The 24,647-nt window shown below is 67.2% G+C and carries 22 protein-coding genes and 2 tRNA genes; 10 read left to right on the forward strand and 14 right to left on the reverse strand.

Going from position 1 to position 24,647, the window contains the following annotated elements:
* Nucleotides 1–10 precede the first annotated feature (10 nt).
* The 3 genes from K2W61_RS03955 to K2W61_RS03965 all read right to left on the reverse strand — a co-directional run bounded on the left by K2W61_RS03955 (nucleotide 11) and on the right by K2W61_RS03965 (nucleotide 2,084).
* Entirely contained in the window at nucleotides 11–952 is a 942-nt protein-coding gene (locus tag K2W61_RS03955; protein ID WP_175134813.1) for a metallophosphoesterase, read from the reverse strand.
* Between the two features lie 148 nt (nucleotides 953–1,100).
* Nucleotides 1,101–1,176, reverse strand: a tRNA-Lys gene (locus tag K2W61_RS03960).
* A 161-nt stretch (nucleotides 1,177–1,337) separates the two neighbouring features.
* A complete protein-coding gene (locus tag K2W61_RS03965) occupies nucleotides 1,338–2,084 on the reverse strand; it encodes a 3-oxoacyl-ACP reductase family protein (protein ID WP_236755095.1) in 747 nt (248 codons plus the stop codon).
* A 117-nt stretch (nucleotides 2,085–2,201) separates the two neighbouring features.
* On the opposite strand from K2W61_RS03965, the gene K2W61_RS03970 reads away from it, so the two are divergent.
* Together K2W61_RS03970 and K2W61_RS03975 are read left to right on the forward strand one after the other, a co-directional pair.
* Entirely contained in the window at nucleotides 2,202–2,846 is a 645-nt protein-coding gene (locus K2W61_RS03970; RefSeq protein ID WP_175134811.1) for a TetR/AcrR family transcriptional regulator, read from the forward strand.
* An 11-nt stretch (nucleotides 2,847–2,857) separates the two neighbouring features.
* Entirely contained in the window at nucleotides 2,858–4,453 is a 1,596-nt protein-coding gene (locus tag K2W61_RS03975; RefSeq protein ID WP_236755096.1) for a GGDEF domain-containing protein, read from the forward strand.
* Nucleotides 4,454–4,458: 5 nt separating this feature from the next.
* On the opposite strand, the gene K2W61_RS03980 is transcribed toward K2W61_RS03975, so the two are convergent.
* On the reverse strand, nucleotides 4,459–6,528 hold the full coding sequence (locus tag K2W61_RS03980) for an AsmA family protein (RefSeq protein ID WP_175134809.1): 2,070 nt from the start codon (nucleotides 6,526–6,528) through the stop codon (nucleotides 4,459–4,461).
* Between the two features lie 296 nt (nucleotides 6,529–6,824).
* On the opposite strand from K2W61_RS03980, the gene K2W61_RS03985 reads away from it, so the two are divergent.
* Nucleotides 6,825–8,714 (forward strand): LTA synthase family protein, encoded by a 1,890-nt coding sequence (locus tag K2W61_RS03985; RefSeq protein ID WP_236755097.1) that lies wholly within the window; start codon nucleotides 6,825–6,827, stop codon nucleotides 8,712–8,714.
* Nucleotides 8,715–8,718: 4 nt separating this feature from the next.
* Here K2W61_RS03985 and K2W61_RS03990 read toward each other — a convergent pair whose 3' ends face one another.
* Nucleotides 8,719–9,324: a DNA-3-methyladenine glycosylase I gene (locus K2W61_RS03990; RefSeq protein ID WP_236755098.1), complete on the reverse strand. Its 606-nt coding sequence runs from the start codon at nucleotides 9,322–9,324 to the stop codon at nucleotides 8,719–8,721.
* Nucleotides 9,325–9,536: 212 nt separating this feature from the next.
* Between K2W61_RS03990 and K2W61_RS03995 the strand changes: the two genes are divergently transcribed.
* Nucleotides 9,537–10,010, forward strand: coding sequence for a YkgJ family cysteine cluster protein (locus tag K2W61_RS03995; protein ID WP_236755099.1), 474 nt, complete (start codon nucleotides 9,537–9,539; stop codon nucleotides 10,008–10,010).
* A 13-nt stretch (nucleotides 10,011–10,023) separates the two neighbouring features.
* Here K2W61_RS03995 and K2W61_RS04000 read toward each other — a convergent pair whose 3' ends face one another.
* The 3 genes from K2W61_RS04000 to K2W61_RS04010 form a co-directional block, all read right to left on the reverse strand.
* The gene (locus K2W61_RS04000) at nucleotides 10,024–10,890 is read right to left on the reverse strand and encodes an alpha/beta hydrolase (RefSeq protein ID WP_236755100.1); all 867 of its coding nucleotides are present in this window, start codon (nucleotides 10,888–10,890) and stop codon (nucleotides 10,024–10,026) included.
* Nucleotides 10,887–11,036: a hypothetical protein gene (locus K2W61_RS04005; RefSeq protein WP_175141792.1), complete on the reverse strand. Its 150-nt coding sequence runs from the start codon at nucleotides 11,034–11,036 to the stop codon at nucleotides 10,887–10,889. The genes K2W61_RS04000 and K2W61_RS04005 overlap by 4 nt, the downstream gene beginning before the upstream one ends.
* Nucleotides 11,037–11,237: 201 nt before the next feature.
* Nucleotides 11,238–12,020 (reverse strand): helix-turn-helix transcriptional regulator, encoded by a 783-nt coding sequence (locus K2W61_RS04010; RefSeq protein ID WP_175134803.1) that lies wholly within the window; start codon nucleotides 12,018–12,020, stop codon nucleotides 11,238–11,240.
* Between the two features lie 107 nt (nucleotides 12,021–12,127).
* On the opposite strand from K2W61_RS04010, the gene K2W61_RS04015 reads away from it, so the two are divergent.
* The 6 genes from K2W61_RS04015 (at nucleotide 12,128) to K2W61_RS04040 (ending at nucleotide 17,018) form a co-directional block, all read left to right on the forward strand.
* Nucleotides 12,128–12,568 (forward strand): Fur family transcriptional regulator, encoded by a 441-nt coding sequence (locus tag K2W61_RS04015; protein ID WP_175134802.1) that lies wholly within the window; start codon nucleotides 12,128–12,130, stop codon nucleotides 12,566–12,568.
* Entirely contained in the window at nucleotides 12,565–12,984 is a 420-nt protein-coding gene (locus K2W61_RS04020; RefSeq protein ID WP_175134801.1) for a hypothetical protein, read from the forward strand. Before K2W61_RS04015 ends, K2W61_RS04020 begins: the two co-directional genes overlap by 4 nt.
* Before the next feature lie 416 nt (nucleotides 12,985–13,400).
* On the forward strand, nucleotides 13,401–14,303 hold the full coding sequence (locus K2W61_RS04025) for a LysR family transcriptional regulator (RefSeq protein ID WP_175134800.1): 903 nt from the start codon (nucleotides 13,401–13,403) through the stop codon (nucleotides 14,301–14,303).
* Between the two features lie 145 nt (nucleotides 14,304–14,448).
* On the forward strand, nucleotides 14,449–16,065 hold the full coding sequence (locus tag K2W61_RS04030) for a methyl-accepting chemotaxis protein (RefSeq protein ID WP_175134799.1): 1,617 nt from the start codon (nucleotides 14,449–14,451) through the stop codon (nucleotides 16,063–16,065).
* Nucleotides 16,066–16,189: 124 nt separating this feature from the next.
* Nucleotides 16,190–16,477 carry an MSHA biogenesis protein MshH gene (locus tag K2W61_RS04035; RefSeq protein WP_175134798.1) on the forward strand — a complete coding sequence of 96 codons (288 nt, stop codon included), beginning with the start codon at nucleotides 16,190–16,192 and terminating at the stop codon, nucleotides 16,475–16,477.
* 109 nt (nucleotides 16,478–16,586) lie between these two features.
* Nucleotides 16,587–17,018, forward strand: a complete 432-nt coding sequence (locus K2W61_RS04040) for a RidA family protein (protein WP_175134797.1) — start codon at nucleotides 16,587–16,589, stop codon at nucleotides 17,016–17,018.
* Between the two features lie 254 nt (nucleotides 17,019–17,272).
* Here the strand turns inward: K2W61_RS04040 and K2W61_RS04045 are convergent.
* From K2W61_RS04045 to mnmC, 6 genes are all read right to left on the reverse strand, one after another.
* Nucleotides 17,273–17,348: transfer RNA gene (locus K2W61_RS04045), tRNA-Lys, on the reverse strand.
* A gap of 126 nt (nucleotides 17,349–17,474) precedes the next feature.
* Nucleotides 17,475–18,272, reverse strand: a complete 798-nt coding sequence (locus tag K2W61_RS04050; protein ID WP_175134796.1) for a MetQ/NlpA family ABC transporter substrate-binding protein — start codon at nucleotides 18,270–18,272, stop codon at nucleotides 17,475–17,477.
* A 54-nt stretch (nucleotides 18,273–18,326) separates the two neighbouring features.
* Nucleotides 18,327–18,980, reverse strand: a complete 654-nt coding sequence (locus K2W61_RS04055; RefSeq protein WP_006388812.1) for a methionine ABC transporter permease — start codon at nucleotides 18,978–18,980, stop codon at nucleotides 18,327–18,329.
* The gene (locus tag K2W61_RS04060; protein ID WP_175134795.1) at nucleotides 18,937–20,025 is read right to left on the reverse strand and encodes a methionine ABC transporter ATP-binding protein; all 1,089 of its coding nucleotides are present in this window, start codon (nucleotides 20,023–20,025) and stop codon (nucleotides 18,937–18,939) included. Before K2W61_RS04060 ends, K2W61_RS04055 begins: the two co-directional genes overlap by 44 nt.
* Before the next feature lie 171 nt (nucleotides 20,026–20,196).
* Nucleotides 20,197–22,422, reverse strand: coding sequence for a glycoside hydrolase family 31 protein (locus K2W61_RS04065; protein ID WP_175134794.1), 2,226 nt, complete (start codon nucleotides 22,420–22,422; stop codon nucleotides 20,197–20,199).
* A 263-nt stretch (nucleotides 22,423–22,685) separates the two neighbouring features.
* Nucleotides 22,686–24,548, reverse strand: coding sequence for a bifunctional tRNA (5-methylaminomethyl-2-thiouridine)(34)-methyltransferase MnmC2/FAD-dependent 5-carboxymethylaminomethyl-2-thiouridine(34) oxidoreductase MnmC1 (mnmC, locus tag K2W61_RS04070; RefSeq protein WP_236755101.1), 1,863 nt, complete (start codon nucleotides 24,546–24,548; stop codon nucleotides 22,686–22,688).
* Nucleotides 24,549–24,647 lie beyond the last annotated feature (99 nt).

Genomic DNA, 24,647 nt, shown 5'->3' on the forward strand with positions numbered 1-24,647 from the left:
AACGGCAGCATCACCGTTCCCAGACCAGCTTTTCGTTGGACAGCACCTCTTCGCCATCCCAACGGTAAGCCACCAACGGCCCTCCCGCCGCCGCCGACCAGTCCAGGCAGGCCAGCTTGCCGCTCTCGATTCTGGGCTGCCCCTTGAACCAGTGATGTCCGATGAAAATGGGCGCGCCGGTGATCGGTGTCCGCCTGAAGTTCTCGGGCAATGCCAGACCATGAATCTGCGGCTCTTGGCCAGCCGGCACCAGGGCGACCTCATGCAGGGCATTGGCCCAATCGCGCCAATTGGCAAGCCGCACCTGGTAATGGCGGTGCCCCTCCTTGTCCTCGATGTAGCGGCCGTCCGGCAAGGCCAACTCCATCCCTGACGTGAGCAGCTTCCTGGCTTGCTCCAGATCCGAGCCCTTTTGGTGAACGGCCAGCAGCACGGCATCGTCCAGTGATTTGCCAGGCGTCCAGCCGGCATCGGTCAGGACCTCGACTGCGCCGTCGTCCCAGCAGGCGTGCGCAAGCCGGATGCCGCCCAAGTCCATCCAGGGCGGCAGTTGGCGAAACCACGCCACCCAGGCGGCATGCTCCGGACTGCCTTCACCGATCTGATTGATGAATGCGCTGTGCTGCTTGCGGTTCTTGCGGCTCGTTTCCGAGTCGCCACGATTGGGCCGCAGGAACTCGCCTGGATTGCGCGGGTCTTCGGTGGCGTAGCCGATGGCGTTGAATTCATGGTTACCCATGATGCACAAGGCCTGGCCGTCATCCATCATGGCCCGCACGATTTCCAGGACCCGCCGCTGCCCCGCGCCTCGATCCACCAGATCGCCAAGAAACACCGCCTGGCGGCCCCGGGGAGCCTGGTAGCCCCTGCCTGCCGGCACGTACCCGAGATGGCGCAACAGGCCCTCGAGCTTCAGGTCTTCGCCGTGAATGTCACCGATGACGTCATACATATGGACTCCATGCGCTGTGTGTTGCCCGCCGTGCGTCAGAGGTGCGGTCGAGCAAGAGAGATCCCGCCAGGCGCACGGTCAAAATCCCCGGAAAGCAAAAAGCCCACCGTTTCCGGTGGGCTTGACGCTTGATACTACTAGAGAATTCTGGTGGGCTGTGAGTGGCTCGAACACTCGACCTACGGATTAAGAGTCCGCTGCTCTACCAACTGAGCTAACAGCCCTGCATGTTCATTCACGACTCCCGCTTTGGAAACCCTGCTTTCGCCAAGTTTTGCCGCGTTTCGTTGTGTTTGATCAGCGAAGAAGCGAGATTATAGAGAGCTTTTTTTGATTGTGCAAGTCAGTGTCCTGGCGATCACAAAAAAGTCGCTAGCCACGAGGATCAGGCCGCGTAGCCGCCGTCCACCGCCAGGCTCGCCCCCGTCACGTAGCGGCCATCCGGCCCGGCCAGGAAAGCCACCATGCCGGCGATATCGCGCGCTTCGCCGTAATGCGGCAAGGACAGCACCGCCACCAGGTCACCGGCGCGTTCGCCGTTGGCCGGGTTCATGTCGGTATCGATCGGTCCCGGATGGACCACGTTGGCCGTGATGCCGCGCGCGCCCAGGTCGCGCGCCAGGCCGCGGGTCATGCCCAGCAGCGCGGATTTGCTGGCCGCGTAAAGCGTCACGCCGGCGCGGCCCGAGCGTTCGGCCAGGCAACTGCCGATGTTGATGATGCGGCCGCCCTGCGGCATCGTGGCCAGCGCCGCCTGGACCGCGACGAACGGCGCGCGCACGTTGATGTTCATGGTGCGCTCGTAGTCGTCCGGCGTCACCTCGTCCAGCGGGCCCGCCAGGAAGATGCCGGCATTGTTCACCAGCACGTCCACCGGCCCCAGCTCGGCGATGGCCTGGCCGACCGCCTGCCGCACCTGCGCCGCGTCGGCCGAATCGGCCTGGATGGCGCGCGCGCGGCGGCCGCCAGACTCGACCTCGCGCGCCAGCGCCGCGGCAGTGTCGCGCGATGCCTCGCTGACATAGGTGAAAGCGACGTCGGCCCCGTGCGCCGCCAGGCGGCGCACGATGGCCGCGCCGATGCCGCGGCTGCCGCCGGTCACGAAAGCGACTTTTCCGTCCAGGTTCTGCATGGCTCAATCCTTATTTGTAGTGATCAATACAAAATATATTCCAATACCGCCGCACGGCCGTCAACAGTTTTTTATCGATCAACACAAAATATCTCCCGCGGGTAAAATTCCCGCTATATGGCAGAACGTGGGCGCCCCCGGAACTTCGACCGAGCCCAGGCCTTGCGCAAGGCCATGGAAGTCTTCTGGTCGAAGGGATACGAAGGAGCATCGCTAACCGATCTGACGGCCGCGATGGGTATCAACTCGCCCAGCCTGTATGGCGCATTCGGTTCAAAAGAGGGGCTCTTTCGCGAAGCGGTTCAGCTTTACCGCGACACCGATGGCGCCGCCTCGCGGCAAGCGCTCGCTGCTGGCGCCACCGCCCGCGAAGGCGTGCGCGGCATGCTGCTGGCGGCGGCCGAGCGCTTCACCGCCCCCGGCGCCCCGCCTGGCTGCCTGATCGTGTTGGGCGCGCCATCCGGCGCCAACAGCCACGACGGCGTCGGCGCCTTCCTCGGAGACAACCGGCGCGACATGCAAGGCTGCATCCTGGCGCGCCTGACCGCCGCCGCGGCCGCGGGTGAACTCCCCCCCGGCGCCGACCTGAAAGGGCTGGCCGCCTTCTACACCACCATCCTGCACGGAATGTCGATCCAGGCGCGCGACGGCGCCAGCCGCAAGACCCTGCAAGCCGTGGCGCGCCAGGCGATGTGCGCCTGGGACGCGATCACCGGCGGCTCGCCGCCGTCCGGCCTTCCGCCCGGACGCGCCCAAGCCTGAAGGGGCTGACCATGTTCCGCATCGACCTGCGGCGCCTCATCCTCTGGGTCAGCCTGCTGTCGATCTTCCTGGTGCTGGCGGCGGGGCTGCACGCCAGCTATCTCGTGCAACGCGACCTGCTGCTGCACAACGCGCTCGAGAGCAATCGCGTCTACGCCGCGAAGCTGGCCGCCACCACCGAGTACTTCCTGGGCGATCTGCGGCGCCACCTGGCCTACAGCGCCGATGTGCTGGCCGATATGGAAACCCAGCCCGGGCTGATGACGGCGGAGGCCCGCCGCCAGGAGGAGCAGCTCGGCCATTTCAATTCCAGCTTTATCGTCTCGTCACAGGGCAAGGTGCTGGCGGCATCGACCTCCTATCCGCAACTGCTGGGCCAACAGATGACCAGCGATGCCGCCCGCACCGCGCTGAGCACCCGCCGTCCGGTCATCAGCGAACCGTTCCGGGCCCGCAACGGCCGCTGGCTCATCCTCTGCACCCACCCCATCTTCTCGCGCGACTATCGCTATCTCGGCTATATCGCCGGCACGCTCTATTTGCACGAAGACAATGTGCTCGACCGGTTGCTCGGCCAGCACTTCAACCGCGACGACTCGCTGCTGTATGTGCTGTCGCGCGACGGCACCCTGATCTATCACCCCGACCGCAGCCGCCTCGGACAGGCTTCCGCCGACAAGGACGCGCTGCGGGCCGCGCTGCGTGGCGAAACCGGCGAATTGCGCTTCACCGATGCCGCGGGGACTGCGATCCTGGCCGGCTATGCCCCGGTGCCCAGCGCTGGCTGGACCATCATCGCGCAACGGCCGGTGGCCAGCACGCTGCTGCCGCTCAACGACCTGCTGATGGCCACGGCCCGCAATACGCTGCCGCTGCTGCTGATTTCGATTGTGCTGCTGTGGCTGCTGTCGCGCTGGATCGCGCGGCCGCTCGGTGAATTGGCCGGCATCGCCAGACACATGCAGGATCCCGACTCGGCCGAGCGCATCCGCAAGGTGCGCTCGTGGTATTTCGAGGCCACCCAGCTCAAACGTGCGCTGTTGATGGGGCTGACGTCGATCCAGCACAAGATCCGCGACCTGCGCCGCGCGTCCACCACCGACACGCTCACCGGCCTGTTGAACCGCCGCGGCCTGAATGAGGCCATGACGCTGCTGCAGGCGGCGGAGACGCCGCTCGCCATCGTGGCGTTGGACATCGACCACTTCAAGGCGATCAATGACCGCCATGGCCATGCCGCCGGCGACCAGGCCCTGCGGGTGCTGGCGAAGCTGCTGGCCGACGGCTCGCGCCAGGGAGACACCGTGGCCCGCAGCGGCGGCGAGGAGTTCGTCATGCTGATGCCGGGCGCGCCCCTGGCGGCGGCGGTGGCCTCGGCCGAACGCCTGCGCCGCAAACTGGCGCGTCTGGGAACCGAAGCGGGCCTGCCCGCGCCCATCACCCTGTCGGCCGGCGTGGCCGGCTATCCGGCCCATGGCGCCACGCTGGACGAGGTCATCCAACGCGCCGACCGGGCGCTCTACTATGCCAAGAACCACGGCCGCAACACGGTCTGCGTCGCCGACAACCAGGCCGACGGCGGCGCGCGCGTGGCGCTGCCGCGCTGACCGCGCTACCTGCCCTTGGGCGCTGGCGCCTTGGGCGGCGTGCGCATCTGCTTGAGCAGCATGCCGCAGGAATTATCGTCGCTGGTGCTGGGCGCGATCAGCGCCAGCAGGCCCGCCGCCGGCGTCAGGATCACGCCCAGCGCCACCATGCCCGCGCCGCGGGCCGCCAGCGGCCCCACATGCACGCCCACGTCCGGCTTGCCGAAGGTGCCGCGCACATACAGCGGCGACCGCAGCGAGAAGATGCGAAACCCCTTGCTGTCCGGCGTGATATCCAGATCGAGCTTCTCGTCCTTGAAGTCGGCGGTGCCGGTGATGTTGATCAGCGCATTCTCGGTGTCGAACACGAACACGCGCGGCGTCATCAGGCCGCGCTTCATTTCCAGGTCCGCGGCGCCGCAATTGATCTTGACCTCGTCGTCGCCGAACAGCTTGGAGACGACGTAGTTGCCCACATTCAGCCCGGCAATCTCCATCAGGCTGCGGCTGATCACGCCATCGTTGACCAGCATCTTCACATCGCCGCTGGCCGACCCGAGCAGCGCGGCCACGGAATTGCCCGTGCCGGAAAGCGCTAGATCGCCATTCAACTCGCCCAGTGTCTTCTGCATGGCCTCGGTAGCGGGGAACAGTTGCTTCAGGCGCAGGCGCCGCGCGTGCATCTCGACGCGGCCGGTCAACGGCGCGTCGGCGCCGTCGAGCCGCACGCTCGCGGCCATGCTGCCGCCCGCCATACCGAAACGCAGCGGGTCGAGCGTCAGCTGGCCGTCCTGCAGCACCAGATGCACCGACAGGTCGGACAACGGCAGCTTGGCGTCATGCACGATGCGGCCGGCCTCCAGCGCCACATCGGCATCCATGTCGCGCCAGCGGTCGGTGCGAAATGCCTGCGTAGGCAGCACCTTGCCGCCCGGCGGCTTGGCCGGCGCATCCTTGGCCTTGTCCTGCGGCGGCGTGGCCTTGCCGGACTGCACGCCGATCAACGGCCCCAGATCGGCCATGCGCAGTTGCCTGGACGACAGCTTGCCGGTCAGCCGGGGACGCGGCGCGGCCAACGAGAACGACACGTCGCCATGCAGGTCGCTGTCGCCGACGCGGCCGTTGAAATCGCGGTAGTCGAACACCGCGCCGCCGGCGTTGCGCAGCCTGGCCACCAGATGGCCGTCGGTGGAATACGGCGGCGTGTCCGGCAGCGTCACGCCGGTCAGCGGATACAACTGCGCCATGGATCCGCCCGACAGCCTCAGGCGCAGGTCCAGCGCGCCCAGGTTGACCGGATCGGTCAGGGTGCCGGCCACGGCCGCCCTGGTGCCGCCGATCGTCACCTCGGCCTGTACCGGAAACGGCTGCCGGGGCTCCTGCAGGGCCAGCATGCCGCCGACCTTGCCCTCGCCCTTGGCGGGCAGGCCCTTGTACCTGCCCGCCACCTTCCAGCCGAAAACGTAGTCGCGCGGCGCGGCTTTCGCATCCTGCGCGGCGAAAGCCGCACCGGCCACGTCGGCGAACGGCACCGGCTTGCCGAGTGGATCGACCTGCACGGTCAGATCGGCCTGCAGGATCGCGTCGGTCAGGCCAATGCGGCCCTTGTCAAAGCCGATTTCATTGATATCCAACACCCAGGGGGATGGCTCGCCGCTCTCTGGCAGGGTAAAGACCCAATTGGCGCGGCCGTCGGCCAGGCGCTCCAGGTCAGCGGACGGCTCGGTCAACTGGATCCGCCGTATCACCACCCGCTGACGCAGCAGGGGCAGCGGCGCCAGGCTGAACTCGCCACGTTTGAGGGTCGCGAACTGCGGCGCCTTGGCCCAATCGGTGTTGCCGATGCGGATATCGTTGGCCACGATGTGCGGCCACGGCACCCAGGCGCGCCATCCGCCCTGGTCCGGTTCCCGCGACCACGCGACGCTCAGGTCGCCGTTGATGGCGAAGGGCCGTCCGATGGCCGCGCTGACGCGCTCATTGATCATCGGCCTGGCGCGATTCCAGTCGAACGTGGCAATCACCACCACCGCTACCGCCACCAGGAGGGCCAGCCCCCCCACGATCCCGCCCACTATTTTTGTTCTGCGCGTCATCGTTATCATCCTTGCCGTTGCCGCCGGCGCGCCGCTGCCCCGGCCCTATTTACCCTCAAGGGTAGCGCGCTGGGCCGGGCGGGTTAAGCTTGCCGGCCTCATAATGTGTACGGATTTTTCCGTGTCACAGAGAGCCCGGTCGGCAAAAGTTACAAAGCGGGCTGGCCCGGCCGGAGACTTCGCCGGACGGGAAGGCATGATTCCTACCGTTTTTTTGACGCCGGCCCTGTTCAAATGCGCGGGGCGATCGACCCGCCGCCGCCGCGCGCGGAACCGCAGTACTACCAGGAGGCCCGATGCGGCATTCAAGCTTGATCTTCGTGGTGGCAGCCTTTGCCCTGCTGACCCTTAGCCGACTGGCCCTGGCCGCCTGGCAATGGCGGCGCGTGCGCGATGCCGGCGGGCTCGCGCCCCTGCTGCTGGGCGGCCTGCGCATCGACGCCCACCAGATCGGCGTGCTGGCGGCGTTGCCGGCGGTGCTGTCGCCCTGGTTCGGCCACCTGCCGTTCGCCGCCACCGCCGCCGGCATCTGGTACCTGGTCGCCTTCATCCTGCTGGCCTTCCTGGAAGTCGCCACGCCACCATTCATCCTGGAATACGACACCCGTCCCAATCGGCTGTTCGTCGAATACCTGAAACACCCGCGCGAGGTTTCCGGCATGCTGTGGCGCGGCTACAAGGGCGCGCTGCTGGGCGGTTTCGGCGCCCTGGGCCTGATCGGCTGGGGCGCTTACAGTCTGTTCGGCCACGCCGCGCCCGACGCGCCGCTGGCCTGGTGGCAAATGCCGCTGGCGAGCCTGGCGATCCTGGCCGTGGTGATCCTGGCGATCCGCGGCACGCTCGGCCACCGCCCGATCAACCCCTCGTCGGTCGCCTACAGTTCCGATGGCATGCTCAACACCCTGGCGCTGAACTCGCTGTACAACGTGTTCTATGCCGTCTACAGCATGAAAAACGAGAAGTCGGCCTCCGCCGTCTATGGCGACATGGACGACGACGACATGCACCGCCGCGTCCTGGCGCGCGCCGGCCTGCCCTATCCCCCGCCCGACGCGCACCATCCCAGCCTGCATCGCCAGCCCGCCAGCCGCCAGACCTCGCGCCCGCTCAACCTGGTCATCATTCTCGAGGAAAGCCTGGGCGCCCAATACAGCGCCAGCCTGGGCGGCATGGACCTGACCCCCGAGCTCGACGCCCTGGCACGAGACGCCTGGACCTTCACCCGTGCCTATGCCACGGGCACACGCTCGGTGCGAGGCCTGGAGGCCGTCGTCACCGGCTTCCTGCCGACCCCGGCCCAGGCGGTGCTGAAACTGCCGCGCTCGCAGCGCGGCTTCTTCTCGCTGGCCGACCTGCTGGGCCGTCACGGTTATCACTCGCGCTTCATCTATGGCGGCGAATCGCACTTCGACAACATGAAGGGCTTCTTCCTGGGCAATGGCTTCAGGCAGATCGTCGACCGCGAGGACTTCGTCGACCCGGCCTTCGTCGGCACCTGGGGCGCCTCGGACGAAGACATGTTCAACCAACTCGACCGGCTGCTGCGCGAAGACGGCGACCAACCCACCTTCACGCTGGCCTTCAGCGTCTCGAACCACTCGCCCTGGGAATACCCGGCGGGGCGCATCCAGACCGAAGGCAACCCGGCCACCGTGGAGAACACCGTGCGCTATGCCGACTGGGCGCTGGGCCGTTTCTTCGAACGCGCCAAGGCCGCGCCCTATTGGGAAAACACGGTGTTCCTGATCGCCGCCGACCATGACTCGCGCGTGTTCGGCGCCAGCCTGGTGCCGGTGCGCCATTTCCATATTCCGGCGGTGATCCTGGGCGCGGGCATCGAAGCGCGGCGCGACGACCGCCTGATCAGCCAGATCGACCTGGCGCCGACGCTGCTGTCGCTGATCGGCGTCGACACCGAACATCCGATGCTCGGCCACGACCTGACCCGCAGCACGCCGGGCCGCGCCATCATGCAGTACGACAACACCTATGGCTACCTGAAGGAAGACCACCTGCTGGTGATGGCGCCGAACAAGCCGCCGGTGCAGTACCGCTATACCGCGCCGCAAGACTACGCCCCGGTGCCGCTGGACCCGGACCTGGCCGGCGAGGCGCTGGCACACGCGCTGTGGCCCAGCTGGGCCTACCGCGAAGGCCGCTATTGCCTCCCGGGCGCGGCCCGCTGACTCCCTACGCTGGCCGGCGGAACGCCTGGCGCGCCTGCTCGCTCGCGCGGTGGCAATGGCAATCGGGATGATGGTCGTTGACCATGCCTACCGACTGCATGAACGCATAGACCGTCGTCGGCCCAACGAACTTCCAGCCCAGCTTCTTGAGGGCCTTGGACAAGGCCTCGGACTGCGGCGAAGTCGACGCGCCGCGCGTCGAAGGCTCCCCGGCCGGCGCTTCGAAACGCCAGAAGAACGCGCCCAGCGAGCCTTCACGCGCGATCATTTCAAGCGCCCGCCCGGCGTTGTTGATGACGGCTTCGATCTTGCCGCGATGCCGCACGATGCCGGCGTCGGCCAGCAACGTCTCGACCTGCCTGTCACCGAAGCGCGCCACCTTGGCCGGGTCGAACCCGGCGAACCCACGGCGGAATGCCTCGCGCTTGTTCAGGATGGTGCGCCAGCTCAGGCCCGACTGGAACCCTTCGAGACACAACTGCTCGAACAGAGCGCGGTCATCGCCTTGCGGACGCCCCCATTCGGTATCGTGGTACGCCATGTATTCGGCGGACGTATCGACCCAGCGGCAACGGGCAAGGCCGTCGGGGAAATCGGAATTGGCTGTCATGGGAAGCGTCCTGGCGGCTGTCGGGTGTCAAATGCTACCGCAGCAACGTCCCCGAAAAAAGGCATGGCGGCCGCATAGCGAATCCCGCTACTATCTCCACCCCTGATCCCGCGCCGGCCCTGTCCTCGCGCGCCCCGGGTCGAGCAGGCGGGCTTGCGACATGCAAGCCCGTTGTGCGTCATGCCGGGCTGGACAGGTATCCGGATACCCCCATGTCCCTGCTCGAGACTGCCGCCCTGACTCTGGTATCGCCCGCCCTGCTGGCCGGCGACAGCAACCCCGCCGCCAACCCCTGCCTGGACTGCGGCGCCTGTTGCTCGCATTTCCGGGTGTCGTTCTATATCGGGGAATTGGCCGGGGAAAACGGCGGCCACGTGCCGCTCGAACTGGTCACGCAGATCAGTCCGCTACGGGCCTGCATGAAAGGCACCGAGATGGGAGCCGGCCGCTGCGTCGCACTGCGCGGCCAGTTGGGACGGCCGGGGATCCATTGCGCCATCTACGAAAACCGCCCCACGCCGTGCCGCGAATTCGATATCTGGCAGCCCGACGGTTCGCCCAATCCGGATTGCCAACGGCTGCGGCTGGCGCTGGGACTGGCGCCGGTGCCGCCACGGCCCGATGCGGAAAACGACCCGCAAGGCCCCTCGCACCCCAACCAGCCCGACCAGCCCGCCGCCGCCTGATGCGGCGCCGTCCTTAGCGGGCGGCGGCCAGCAGGCCCTCGGCCTGTCGTGGCGCCTCCTCGCCGACACGACAGGCGCGGGCCGCGCTGGCGCGCCGGCGCGGCCGCACGATGCCAGGATCCTTGCCCAGGAAACTCAACACGTTCTGCATGACGCGTTCGCGCTCATGATCAACGCAGATCATGTGATAGCTGTCGCGCAGCAACACCACCGACGCGCCGGGAATCCGCGCCCCCAGCAGCCGCGCCGAGCGCGGGCTGGTCAGCTCGTCCTCGATCGCGTGCATCACCAGGACCGGACAGCGCATACGTTCCAGCCCGCGCTTGACCATGCGGCGCAGCCGGTCGACCTGGCGCACGCAGGCCAGCGGCACCCATTGGTAATGAAAGCCGTCGCCACGCGCGAAACCGGCCTTGATGAACGCCCGCACCAATTCACTCTTGACGCCGTAGGGGTCTTCTTCCTCGACACGAATGCGGCGCGGCACGCCCGGAACGTGGTACAGCAGGTGGCGCAAGGCGCGATACCAAGGCGTGCTCCAGCCATCCAGAAACACCGGCGCCGACAGCGCCACCAGCGTGCCACGGCTATGCGACTCGCGCTTGCACAGTTCCACCGCCAGCAACGCGCCCAGGCACATGCCGATGACGTGCACCTGCTCGTACTGCGTGCATAACTCGCGGTAGCGGCAGGTGACCACCGCCATCCAATCCTCGACCCGCACGTCCAACAGATCTTCGGGGCGGCCCGCGTGGCCGGGCAGCGTCACGCCATGAGTGTCCACGCCCGCGCGCCCCAGCACCCGGTGCAGCGACCCCATGTCGAATTCGGTGCCACCCAGCCCGTGGATCAGCAACGCGGCGGTGCGCGGCGCCGTCATGGCGTGGCTCCGGCCGTGGCGTCGAGCTGCCAGGCGCGGCGGGTGGCCGTCAGCAGGCGCGCCAGGATCGAGGCGAAGACAAGTGCCGGAGCCGGCGGGGCGCCGCCGCCAGCCTGCGGCGGGGCGAGCAATGGTTGGCAATTCATGGAACACCCTTGATGCATGACGGGCGGAACGGGAAGCCCTGTCCTACCCTGACGCCATGGTAGGCACGCGGCGCGCGCGAAGATCCGCACATCTGTCGGAAAAACGTGAAGATCCGTAAAGGGTGGACCGCGACGGGGCAGCGCCCTGCCCGCCTGCCTCGCGCGCATCCCGGCGGCCGGAGGCGGTCCGCTGACGCGCGCTTATTCGCGGCCGGCGAGGTAGCGCGTGGGGGTCATGCCGAAGGCGCCGCGGAAACTGCCGATGAAGGCGCTGGTGCTTTCGTAGCCTACCGCCAGCGCCGCCTCGGTCACGGAGTCGCCGCGGCACAGCATCTCCAGCGCCCGCAACAGCCGCGCCTGCTGGCGCCACTGACCCAGCGTGACGCCGGTTTCCTGGCGGAAGCGGCGCATCAGGGTCCGCGGCGACATGTTCAGGCGTTGCGCCCAATCGTCGATGCCCGATGGATCGTCGGGCGTGCCCAGCAGGGAATTGGCCAGGTCCTGCAGGCGCGGATCGTCCGGCATTGGCAGCAGCATCGGGGCGTGATCGCGCTGCGTGATCTCGGCCAGCAGCACGTCGAACAGCTGCGCCAGATAGGCCTCCGACAGTTCACCGGCCTGGCTGGTGGTGAAGCGCTCGATCAAGGCGTCGATCAGGCGCGACGACGGCCAGGAACGGCAGTGATCCGGCAATCGCTCGCAGGCGTCGGCCCGCACGTACAGGAACGAACCGCGCGCCTCGCCGAACCAGCGGGCGGCATGCTGCACGCCCGGGGGAATCCAGCCGAGGCTGCCTGGCAGCACCGTCCAGACCTGGCTGCCGGCCTGCACCAGCACCAGGCCGGCATGCACCAGCACCAGCATGCCCTCGTCGTGAGCATGGTCAGGCACGGCGATGCCTTTGGACGTCCGCGGGTGCCGGATGCTGAAGGGCGTCAGCAGAACGCCGGGAAGGGCGTGGTGGACCACGGCCAGGTCGGGCATGGTTGGCAGGTTCGAGCTACAGGTTGACGGGTTCGCGTTAGCGGGCGTTCTTGAAAATGTACATCATTCTCATCATTGAGGCATCGCCCCCGGCACGGAGAATCATCATGGACCATACCCGCTTGCGCGTGGCCGGCATCAAAGCCACTTTCCCACGCCTGAAGATCCTCGACATCTTCCACCAGCACGCGGACCAGCACCTGAGCGCCGCGGATATCTACCGCAACCTCATCTCGGAGCACAGCCGCATCGGCCTGGCCACGGTCTATCGCGTCATCACGCAACTCGAGGACGCCGGGCTGCTCAAACGGACTCAACTCGACTCGCATTCCACCGTGTATGAGCTGAACGACAAGGGACATCACGACCACCTGGTCTGCCGCCACTGCGGCCGCATCCAGGAATCCAGCGACACCGCCATGGCGCAACGGGTTCGCAAGATCGCGAAGGACAGCGGCTTCACGCTGGAGTCCTACAGCCTGGTGCTTTACGGCGGCTGCGGCTGCCGCAAGGACGCCCCCATCCCCTCCATTGGAGCATTCGAATGAACCGCGACCAGTTTTTCTTCCACGACCTGTCCCAATTCCCCATCGTCACCGCGCGGCACGGCAGCGCGCCGGCCGGTTACGCCGCCAGCTGGATCCGCGAGATGGAAATGCTGGTCGACAACCCACAGACCTTCGTCATGGTGGTGCCGGACATGCGCCAGCAAGCCAGCCATGACGATCGCAAGGCCATGATCGAATGGCAGACCAGCAACATGCCGCGCCTGAAGGCTCGCTGCCGCGCTTTCATCGCGATCGAGCGCGATAGCGCCGCGCTCGCCCAGATCCGCAAGCGCGGCGAGAAGATGGCGCGCGCGTTCGGCATGCCCTTCCTGGCCGTGGCCACGCCGCATGAAGCGGTGCAATGCGCGCGTGAACTGCTGGGGCAGGCCGGCCCCGGCGGTTTCCGGGTGGACTGAACCGGACCGCCACTCTCCCCGCTTCCAGACGCGCCTTCGGGCGCGTTTTTTTTTGGCGCACCTCCCCGATCCGGCCACAAAGTCCGGCATCCGGGGTTATTGCTGAAATTAGAATGCAATATTGAGAAATTTGCGATTGTGGCAAAAGGTGTTGCTGGACTAAATTCCACGTCAGGCCCATCGCCTGTCCCGCAGGCTCCCGGGATCGGTCTTCCGGCGCCCCGACACCCTCCGGAAAGCGCTCCCGTCCCGCCCGCGGCGCAACCCGCGCCCGCTTCCATGGTCCGACACTGTTGATCGCAGTGTCCGCCAGACGCCACGGCGCGCGGCACCCCCACGGACCGCCACCGCCCGCGCTGTCCGTAGCGCTTGCCCGCCGCCCGGACTCGACACTGCGATTTACGGCACTCATACCAATGAAGCGATTCCAATTTGACAGCACCGCGCTTCGTTACTTTCTCACCGTCGTCGACACAGGTTCCGTCAATGGCGCCGCCGCGCGCCTCAACGTCGTCAGTTCGGCCGTCAGCCGGCAGATCGCCGGCCTGGAACAGCGCCTGCAGAATCAGCTGTTCGAGCGCCACCCCAAAGGCATGCGGGTCACCGAAGTCGGCCGCATCCTGGCCGACCATGCGCGCCGCGTCGAGGCCGACGCCGCGCGCACCTATGCCGAAATCGACAGCCAGAACGGCCGTTATATCCAGACCGTGAAAATCGCTGGCGCGCCCGGCTTCGCCGCCTATGCCCTGCCGCGCAAGTTCGCGGCGTTCCAGGCCGAACACCCGTCCATCCGGTTTCACCTTCATATCCTGGATGCCGGTCTGGTGGCCGAGCGCGTCCGCTCGGCCCAGGCCGACATTGGCGTCACCTACAGCCACGCGGCGGAAAAGGACATCGCCGTCATCCATTCGCACCCGGCCGAAATCGTCGCGGTCATGCGCCCGGGCCATCCGCTGGCCGCCTGCGACTCGCTGCACATCACCCAACTGTCCGCTTATCCGCTGGCCCTGCCCGATAGCGGCAGCGCCCTGCGGCAAGTGCTGGAAATGGCCTGCAGCCTGTATAACATCACGCTGTCGCCGGCCTTTACCTCAAACCTGCCGGATGCGGCCTATCACTACGTCCTCATGGGCGACGCCATCACCCTGTGCGCCCGCCTGACCGCCGCCGACCAGCTCGAAGCCGGCCGCCTCATCTGCCGTCCAATCAACGACGCACTGCTCAACGCCGGCCAGCTCCAGTTCCAGACCCACGCTTCGCGCCCGCTGTCGGACGCCGCCCACCGCTTCCTGCGCTTCATCCGCAGCGACACCCCCTGACGGCCCCTGACCCAGGCATTGCCGAAAGCAGAATGCCCGGGTGAAAAATAATTAATTGTTAGATTTGTAATTCAAATTTACATTGGCTCCGGTTTTCAGGGTGCCCGGTTCGCCAGGTCGCCCGCGTCATACACAGGAGCCCACCATGCTGAAGAATCTGAAGATACGCACCGGTCTGCTGGCCGTGCTGGCCCTCTTCGTCCTGGCGCTGGCGGTCGCCACCGGCATGGGGTGGCTGTACGCCAAGGCCGCCGATCGCGCGGTCGACGACCTGAACTCGGTCGCCGCCGAACAGACCCGGCCGCTGTATGAAGCGCAGACATTGCTGTTGCGCAGTCGCCTGACCCTGGTGGCGGCGTACCTGGACATCGTTTCCGGCAAGGGCAGCCAGGCCCAGGCCAGCATCGACCAGGCCAATCAGGCGCTGCAGGAGGCGCGCAAGCGCTTCGCGGTGTACCAGCGCGTGTCCAAGGCCACCGCCGCGGGCACGAAGCTGGCGAGCGAACTGGACAGCGTCTTCAACGCCTACGTCGGCAGCATCCAGACACTGGAGCAGGCCTTGCAGAAGCAATCCGCCGAGGGCTATGCAAGCGCCGTGGCGGACACCCGGAGCGCCGACGCCCGCTTTGCCGAGCGCGTGACCGCCTTCCTCGAACACACCGAGCGCCGCAGCGCCTCCATCAACACCGCCTCCGACCTGCGCTACGAACGGGCCCAACTGTCCGCCATCGTCATGCTGGCACTGGCCGCGGTACTGGCGCTGGGCTGCTGGCGCTTCATCGGCCGCCAGGTGCTGCAACCGCTGAAGGACGCCGCCGTGCATTTCGACCGCATCGCCTCCGGCGACCTGACCCAGCGGGTCGCGGTGAACAGCGACAACGAGATCGGCATCCTGTTCACGGCGCTCAAGCGCATGCAGGAAAGCCTCACGCGCACCGTCAGCGAAGTGCGCCGCAGCGTCACCGAGATCAACACCGGCGCCGCCGAGATCGCCTCGGGCAACACCAACCTGTCGGCGCGCACCGAGGAACAGGCCGCCTCCTTGGAACAAACCGCCGCATCCATGGAGGAACTGGCCACGACGGTCAAGCAGAACACCGAACACGCCCATCAGGCCAATACCCTGGCGGCCGAGAGCCGCAGCATCGCCCTGCGCGGCGGCGAGGCCGTGGGCCAGGTGGTGACGACCATGGACCGTATCTCGGAAAGCTCGCGCCGCATCGCGGAAATCGTCTCGGTGATCGATGGCATCGCCTTCCAGACCAACATCCTGGCCCTGAACGCGGCGGTCGAAGCCGCCCGCGCCGGCGAACAGGGCAAGGGATTCGCGGTGGTCGCCGGCGAAGTGCGCACCCTGGCGCAGCGCAGCGCCCAGGCGGCGCGCGAAGTGAAGGACCTGATCGAACAGTCATCCGGCAACGTCGCCAGCGGCGCCGAGCAGGTGCGCGCCGCCGGCGACACCATGCAGGAGATCGTGACCTCGGTGCAGCGCGTTACGCAGATCATGGCGGAAATCACCGAAGCTTCGACCGAACAGGCCACCGGCATCGACCAGATCAACGGCGCCGTGACGCAGATGGACGACGTCACCCAGCAGAACGCCGCCCTGGTCGAACAGGCCGCTGCCGCCGCCGCCTCGCTGGAAGAACAGGCCAAACGCCTGGCGGCCACCGCCGCGTTCTTCAAGCTGCCGGTCGAAACGGTGATCGACGTCACGCCCCAGGCAATTGCGATGCCGCTGCGGCCGGCCATGGTGAACTGAACGCGGTTCCGGGCCGGGCCGCGGGGCCCGGGGCTTAAGACTCCGCCCGATCGGCCGTTGTCCGTAGGTCAGGCCCCGCGGCAGCGCCGCGGCCGGCCTTCATCCGACCACGAGCCCACGACGCATGAGCCGCGCCCTCGCCTGTCAATTCTGCCTCTCGACGCTGGCCCAAGGCGCCCCGCTGCTGGAACGCAACGGCGCCGCCATCTGCAAGACCTGTGTCGACGCCTTCTCGGTCGAGTTCGCCGAGCGGGCCTGGGCCATGGCCTCGTCGCTGGATGAACAGCTCGACGTGCTGCTGATCGAAAGCCAGCGGGCGCTGGAGCAAAGCGCCACCCTGGCCGAACGCGCGCGCGGCTGCGGCCTGAGCCTGGCCGATCTGTCGGCGATGCCGCCGCGCCCCCTGTCCTGATCCGTCGGCACGGCCGACAGGTGATGGCGGCGACCGATCCCTTGACCTCAACCGCGGTTGAGGTTCGATACTGCGGCTTCATCAATACGGTTTGTCCACGGAGCCCCGCATGTCGTCCCGCATCACCCCCGCCCTGTCCTCGCTCGCCTTCATCAATCCGCCTGGCCTGTATGACCCTCGCCCCAATGGCTACTCGCACGTGGCCGTGGCCGACACGCCCGCCCGGCTGGTGTTCGCCGCCGGCCAGGGCGGCGAAAACAGTCGGGGCGAACTCTCCCCCGATTTCCTCGCCCAAGTGCGCCAGGCGCTGGACAACGTCCAGACTGCCTTGCAAGCGGCCGGCGCCACCCTGTTCGACGTCGCCAAGCTGACGGTGCTGGTGGTCGACCACAGCCAGGAGCGCCTGGCGCTGTTCTCCAACGAGATCAAGTCGCGCTGGGGCATCCACCTGGCGCCCGCTTGCACCTTGATCCCGGTGCCGCGGCTGGCGCTCGATGGCATGCTGGTGGAGATCGAGGCAACGGCGCTGCTGCCGCTTTGATCTGCGGTTTTGATCAGCGGTTTTGATCAGCCTTTTGGATCACGGTTGGGTCAACGCTCGAGCTCTCGCCTCGGCCCATATAGGTGGCGCACAACGTACTCAGTGCCCGTATGTGGGCCCACGCCCCGCCCGCTCCTTCGCCACAAACAAAAAGCCCCTGGTTGCGAAACCAGGGGCTTTCGTCGCACATCTGCATTTTTGCAGATCTGCAATTTGCACATCAGAGATCCAGCAAGCGCTGAACCAGAAATGAGTGGTGGGCTGAGCGAGACTCGAACTCGCGACCAACGGATTAAAAGTCCGCTGCTCTACCGACTGAGCTATCAGCCCGACTGAAGCCCGAAATTATGGCTGATTTCGCCAGCCTTGTCAAAAAAATGACGGCGCGCTCGCCCCTGCCCCAATGCAAAACGGCCGCTCGCGCGGCCGTCCTGTTATGAGGGTGACGCTTCCGGCTTACCAGGCAGCGACCACCGCGCCCTTGAACTTGGTCTCGATGAACTGCTTGACCGCCGGGCTGTGGTAGATGCTGACCAGCTTGGCGAATTCGGGACGGTCCTTGTCCTTTTCACGCACCACCAGCACGTTGGCGTAGGGCGAGTCGGGCGACTCCTGGGCAATCGCGTCGGTGGCCGGATTCAGGCCGGCTTCCAGCGCGAAGTTGGTGTTCACGGCCGAGGCGTCGGTGTCGTCCAGCGAACGCGGCAGTTGGGCGGCGTCCAGTTCGATGAAGCGCAGCTTCTTCGGGTTCTCGATGACGTCGATCGGCGTGGCCTTCAGGCCCGCTTCCGGACGCAGCTTGATCAGGCCATTGGCCTGCAGCAGCAACAGGGCGCGGCCGCCGTTGGTGGGATCGTTCGGCAGCGCGATGCGGGCGCCGTCCTTCAACTCCGCCAGCGACTTGATCTTCTTGCTGTAGATGCCGATCGGGAAAATCACGGTCTTGGCGATGCTGACCAGCTTGTAGCCACGGTCGGCGTTGGCGTTGTCCAGGTAGGGCTGGTGCTGATAGCTGTTCATGTCCAGGTCACCGGATGCCAGCGCGACGTTCGGCTGCACGTAGTCGGTGAATTCGATCACCTGGACGTTCAGCCCCTGCTTGGCGGCTTCCTGCTTGACCACGTCGAAGATCTGGGCGTGCGGGCCGGCGGTGACGCCAACCTTCAGCGGCTTGTCCTGCGCCAGCGCGGGCTGGGTGAATACGGCGGCGCCGAGGGCGAACGCGGCCAGCGACTTCAAAACCTTGATGCTCATGTTGCGAATATCCCGAATGTCGGAAGGAGAGGGAAGAATGGATGGCGCCCGCGCTCAACGGTGCGAGATGCGGCGCACGTAGCGGTCGCCCAGGCTCTGGATCAGTTGCACCAGCACGATCAGCACGATGACCACGGCGGCCATCACGTCGGACTGGAAGCGCTGGTAGCCGTAGCGGATCGCCAGGTCGCCCAGGCCACCGCCACCGATGGCGCCGGCCATGGCCGAGTAGCCGATCAGGCTGACCACGGTGACGATCGTGGCGGCGATCAGGCCGGGCAGCGCCTCGGGCAGCAGCACCTTCATGATGATCTGCATCGGCGAGGCGCCCATGGCGCGCGCGGCGGTGATCAGGCCCGGATCGACTTCGCGCATGGCGTTCTCGGCGATGCGCGCCATGAACGGGATCGCGGCCACCGACAGCGGCACGATGGCGGCGGTGGTGCCGATCGAGGTCTGCGCCACCAGGCGCGTGAACGGAATGATGGCGACCATCAGGATCACGAACGGCACCGAACGGGTGGCGTTGATGACCGCGCCCAGCGCGTGGTTGACGGCCTGGTTCTCCAGCATGTTGCCGCGCGCGGTCACGGTCAGGATCACGCCCAGCGGAATGCCGACCAGCACCGCGATGGCGCTGGCCACCCCCACCATCAGCAGGGTATCAAGCAGCGACGTAATAAGCAGGTCGATCAGTTGCGGGCTCATGAGCGATTTCTTCAACGGTGATGTCACGGGCGGTCAACGCGGCGAGGGCGTCCTTGACCGCGGCGGGCGTGCCTTGGGCCAGCACGAACATCGTGCCGACGGCCACGCCCTGGATGTCTTCGACGCGCGCCTGCACCAGGCCCACGTCCAGCGAATACTGCGTCGCCAGGTCGGACAGGAACGAGCCCGACGCGTCGGTGCCGGTCAGCGACAGGCGCAGCAGGCGCACGGCCTGGCCCGGTTTGGCGGCGGCCAGTGTCTCGATGCGCTGCTTGACCGCTGCCAGCGTGGCGTCGCTCAGGTCAGACGCGGTCGCGGCCGACACCATGGCGCGGGTCACTTCATGGCGCGGCTGCGCGAACACTTCGCGCGTGCTGCCCATCTCGACCACTTCGCCCTGCGACAGCACGGCCACGCGGTCGCAGACCTCGCGCACCACTTCCATCTGGTGCGTGATCATGACTACGGTGATGCCGGTCTTGCGGTTGATGTCGCGCAGCAGCGCCAGGATGTTGTGGGTGGTCTCGGGATCGAGCGCCGACGTGGCCTCATCGCTGAGCAGCACGTCCGGATTGTTGGCCAGTGCGCGCGCGATGCCGACGCGCTGCTTCTGGCCGCCACTGATCTGGCTGGGATAGCGGTCGCGCAGGTGCTCCAGGCCCACCAGGGCCAGCAGGCGTTCGACGCGGGCCGGGATCTCGCTCTTGGCAACGCCGGCGATTTCCAGCGGCAGCGCCACGTTGCCGTACACCGTGCGGCGCGACAGCAGGTTGAAGCCCTGGAACACCATGCCGATGCGGCGGCGCTGGGCGCGCAACTGCGCCTCGCTCAGCCCGGTCAGGGCCTGCCCGCCAATCGAGATGGAACCCTCGTTGGGGCGTTCCAGCAGGTTGATGCACTGGACCAGCGTGCTTTTACCGGCCCCGCTGGGGCCGATGATGCCGAAGACCTCGCCCTGCTGGATGTGCAGGTTGATGCCCCGCAGCGCCTGGAACTGGCCATGCGGCGTGGCGTAGGTCTTGGATAGGTTCTCGATCTGAATCATGGCAAGCGATTTTGTATCTTTTCTCTTCTGAAGAGAACGACCGTTTTTTCCATTTTTAATAACTTACAGTAATATAAAATGCGCCAGCGCAAAGACGTAAAGGGCAGTCGGGAAGGAAAGCCTTCCTGACTGCCCTTTTTTTCGATGGCCGGCGAACCGGCCCCAGCCGCCTCAGCGCGCGCGCGAAATACGGACTTCCGCGCCGCGGCGCTTGACCTCCAGCCCCTCGGACGGCGAGATGCGCAGACCTTCCAGCCCCTTGATATAGCTGGAGCCCTGCATCTGCATGACACGGATCTTGTTGCGCATGACCACTGGGTTGTGCACCGGCATGCCGAACATCCAGACTTCATCCAGGATGCGGGCCGAATTGAATTCACCCGTGTGCTGCGCCGCCGGACCGAGACAGAGCATGTGCCCTTCGCGCCCGAACACCGGGAACTGGCCCAGGTCGCAATCGATGGTCCAGGTGGTGCCGCCTTCGTAGCGGTGGCCGGTGTTCAGGTCCCACCAGGCATCGCCCTTGGGCAGATACACCCGCTGCTGGCTGCCCGGCGCGGTGATCGGCGCCACCAGCAGGGCCGGACCCAGCAGGTATTGCAGATCCCATTCGTGCGCGTGCGGGTCGTTGGGGAACGACATGGCCATTGAACGCTGCACCGGTAGGCCGGTGCGCGCCGCGTCCTCGATGGCGCCCAGCACGTAGGGCACCAGGCGATAGCGCCACTGCATCCAGGTCTTGACGTGCGCCAGCGTCTCGTCGCCAAAGTCCCACGGCAACAGGCCCGCCACGCCCTGGAAGGAGAAATTCGCCGAGAACACGCCGGCGGTCAGCCAGCGCAGGTACAACTCGGGCGTCATGTCGGCGGTGCCGCGCGAGCCGGTGCCAATGCCATGCACCTGGACCGGCAGGCCCGAGGCGCCGATCGACAATGCGGTGCGCAGGGTATGGCGCAGGCCTTCCCAGGTGTTGTCGACCTGCGGCCCCACCTGCCACGGCAGGCGCTGCGCGGCGGGGAACAGGTCGGTGCTGGGCACCACGCCTTCGGGCGGCACCTTCAGGCCGGCGACGGCGTCGAACAGCGCGCGGCGCACCAGCAGCGGATACATGCTGCGCAGCGCCGGGCCGGTTTCACCGTTGCGCGCGGACACGCCGTCGGGAATGGCGATCTGAGCATCGCAGGCGGGCGCGTCCAGGCCGTCCTCGACCAATTGGCGATGGCGCTCGACCCACAGGTTGTAGATGTCGCGATAGGTCAGGTCCAGCAGGCCGTACGGCTGGCCCGAGGTGGCGCGGTTGCCGTCGAACACCTGTGCCGAGCCATCTTCGCGCGTGAGCAACCAACCACGGTCTTCGAGTTCCTCGAACAGCGGGCTGGTCTTGATGACGCCGGGAAAGCCCGACGCGGCCACATGCACGTTGTGCTTGTGAAACAGCGCCAGCATCTGCTTGGCATCCGGGAAGCGCTGGGCGTCCCATTCGAACACGGTCTTGTCGGCCTGGAAGCCCCATGCCGCCGGCTGCGCCAGCGTCACCGCGTCGACCGGGATCTGGTGTTCGCGCATGCGGCCCAGCAGCGCCACGGTCTGCGTCGGCATTTCGCCGCTGGCCTGCTGCAGCCAGGCGCCCATGGCCCACAGCACCGGCTGGCCGGCGCGGCCGGTCAGCGCGGTGTACTGGTTCAGGATTTCGGCGGGCTCACCGGCGAACAGGAACACGTCCAGGACCACGTCATCGACGCTGACGACATAGGCCGAATCGGCCGGCGCCACGCCCACCGCGTGTTCGACGCGACGCATCGTGTTGACATACACGCCCCAGCCGCGCGGGCTCCATGCCAGCGGCAGGGCTCGGTGTTCCGGGTCGTCGGAGACCACGGATTCCTCGCGGCGATTCAGGTCGCCCGGGGTTTCGCCCAAGCCATAGACGCGCTCTTCGGGCAGCAGGGTGAAGCCCGCCGTCCATACCGCGTCGTCGGCCTGGTCCAGCGCGTTGTACCCGAATGCGGGCGTATGCGCGGAGACCTCGGACTCGAACACCCGCTCTTCGTTGCGATAGAGCACGAAGCGTACGGGGTTGGATTGGATTTCCAGGGCCACGTCGCCCTGGGTGATGCGCCAACCGTCCCCGCCATCGCGTGGGGCGATGGCGGCCTCGCCCACCGCCTCCTGGCGCGCGAGCAACATCTCGGCCACGGCGCGCGCACGCGCGCCAGGCTTGTCATCGGTAAGGTGGTTCGCCTCGCCGCAGCGCAGGCGAAACACACCAGGCGCATGCGCCTCGACTACCAGGTGCAACCCATCGCCCGCGTCGAAATCGATGCGACTGGGGCGGGACGTCAGCAGCTCTACATTCTCGAGCTGGGTAGTATGGGCAAAGTCGAACTTGGGCGGCACAGAGCATCCCCCGGCTTAAGCCAAAAACCATCAAAAGACGCTATTTTGACGGATTTGAGCTTTGAAATAAACTCGGTCCCTCTTTTGGACAGCGATATCATCCAAAAAAGGGGTCGCAAAGCCCCCGGCCGGCCCTAATCCGACGCATCGCCGGCAAGCCGCCGCAACGCCAGGTTCGCGCCCAACACGGGCCTATCTGGCGCCAAATCCTGGCATTTTTTGCCATTCTACGCCTGTGCGCCCGCGCCCGCCGCCCCCGCTTTTCAGCGCGGAGCGATCAGCGCGGACAGATCGGTTTCAAGAGGTGACGGCTCGCCGCCCAGCCGCGCCGCGATCAGATCGCCCATCAACGCCGACCACGACAACCCGCGCGACGCATAGCCGGCAGCCAGCCACAGGCCGGGCGCATGGGCGAGTTCGCCCACCGCGGGCAGGCGGCCTGGCAGCACCGCCCGCCATCCCGCCCAGCCCGGCAACGTGCCCGGCGCCAGGGCCCGCAAGGCGCCAGCGCCCAGCAGGCCGGCCGCCTTGTCCAGGGTGACGCGCTGGCCTTCGGCGCCGACCCGCGCCTCCGCGGCGCCATGCACGTAGGTGCTGCCCGCCACGCACCCGGCGCCGGTATCCGGCAACAGGTAGCCTTCGCCGCCCACCACGCAGCGCGGGCCGCCGCCCAGCGCGGCGGCAGGGATCAGCGTGACTTCTCCCGCCAGCGCGTGCATCTGCGCCACCCGCGGCAACGGCGCCAGCAGGCCGCTGGCGTCCAGTACGGCACGCGCGCCAAATGCATTGGCGAGCACCACGGTATCGGCCTGCGCCAAGATCGAGTCCGCCCCATCCCGCGCGCACCAGCCGCTGGCCGCGCGCGTCAGCCGCGCCACCTGGGCCGGCACGACCCGCACGCCCGGTGTCGCCAACAGGGCGGGAATCAACAGGCTGGGCTGCACCAGCATGCCCTGGCCGAAAAACACCCCGCCGCGCGCCAACGGCAGGCCCGCCAGCGCGCTGGCCTCGTCCTGGCTCACCGCGCGCACCCAATCGGCGGGAAACGCCAGGGTTGCCAGGGTGTCCGCCAGCGCCGCCGCGCGGCCCGCGTCCCGATCCAGTTGCACCGTGCCGCAGACCCGCGGCGCGGCGCCGCCCGGCAGGCCGGCCCATCGGGCCAGGGCGCGCCCGCTACCGGCGCGCGACAGGCGTGCGCGGGCGTTGTCGTCGCGCGCCAGCACTGGCGTCAACGCCGCCGCCACGTGGCCGGCATGCGCCGCCTCCCCTTGCCCCAGGGCCGCATCCAGCACGGTCACGCGCCAGCCGCGCAAGGCCAGCGCCTGCGCAATGCCCGCGCCCGCCAGTCCGGCGCCCACCACCAGCGCATGGCGCGCGTCATCGTCCGCCGCCGGCGCGGCGTCCGCGCCCCCGCTCGCCGTTGCCACCGTCATGTGCCATTTGCCGCCATAGCCCGGCGCTCGCCGCGCCTCGAAACCCGCAGCCTGCAACGCCCGCCGCAGCTCTCCGGTGCAGGCCCAGGTGGCAAGCGTGGCGCCCGGCGCCGCAAGCCGGGCCAGATTTCGCAGCAACGGCGTATCCCACATGCGCGGATTGCGTTCGGGCGCGAAGCCATCGAGGAAATAAGCATCCACACGCGCCGCGATGCGCGGCGCCAGGGCCTGCGCATCGCCGAAACCGAGCGTCAGGGTCACCGCGCCCGCTTCGAATTCGAGTCGATGCAGGCCCGGCAACAACGGCGGCCATCGCGCCGCCAATTGCGCCGCCAGGCCCGCGAGCGGCTCCGGCGCATGCCGCGCCAATAACGCCGCCAGGTCCTCGCGGCCGAAGGGATGCGCCTCCAGCGAGACCATATGCAATCGGCGCGGGCGCTGCGGATCGTCGCGCCAGGCGCGCCACAACGCCAGGAAATTCAGGCCCAGGCCGAAACCGGTCTCGCATACGGTGAACGCCCCGCGTCCCCGCCAGCGCTCCGGCAACCCGTTGCCACGCAGGAACACCTGCTCGGCCTGCCCCAGCGCGCCCGAGGGCGAGTGATAGACGTCGCCATATGCCGGGCTGTAAAGCCGGCCTTGCGCGTCGAATCCGACAACGGCGGGGGTCAGGGGCACATAGGACGAAGACATGGAAACCGGCTCAGGAAATATCGGGAAAGGCGGAAAAAAAGGATTATCGGCTGACGCGTTCCTTCCGCGTTGGATGTACGCCACGCGCGGCGCGGCTTT

The organism is Achromobacter pulmonis, assembly GCF_021733725.1.
Classification (GTDB): Bacteria; Pseudomonadota; Gammaproteobacteria; order Burkholderiales; family Burkholderiaceae_B; genus Achromobacter; species Achromobacter pulmonis.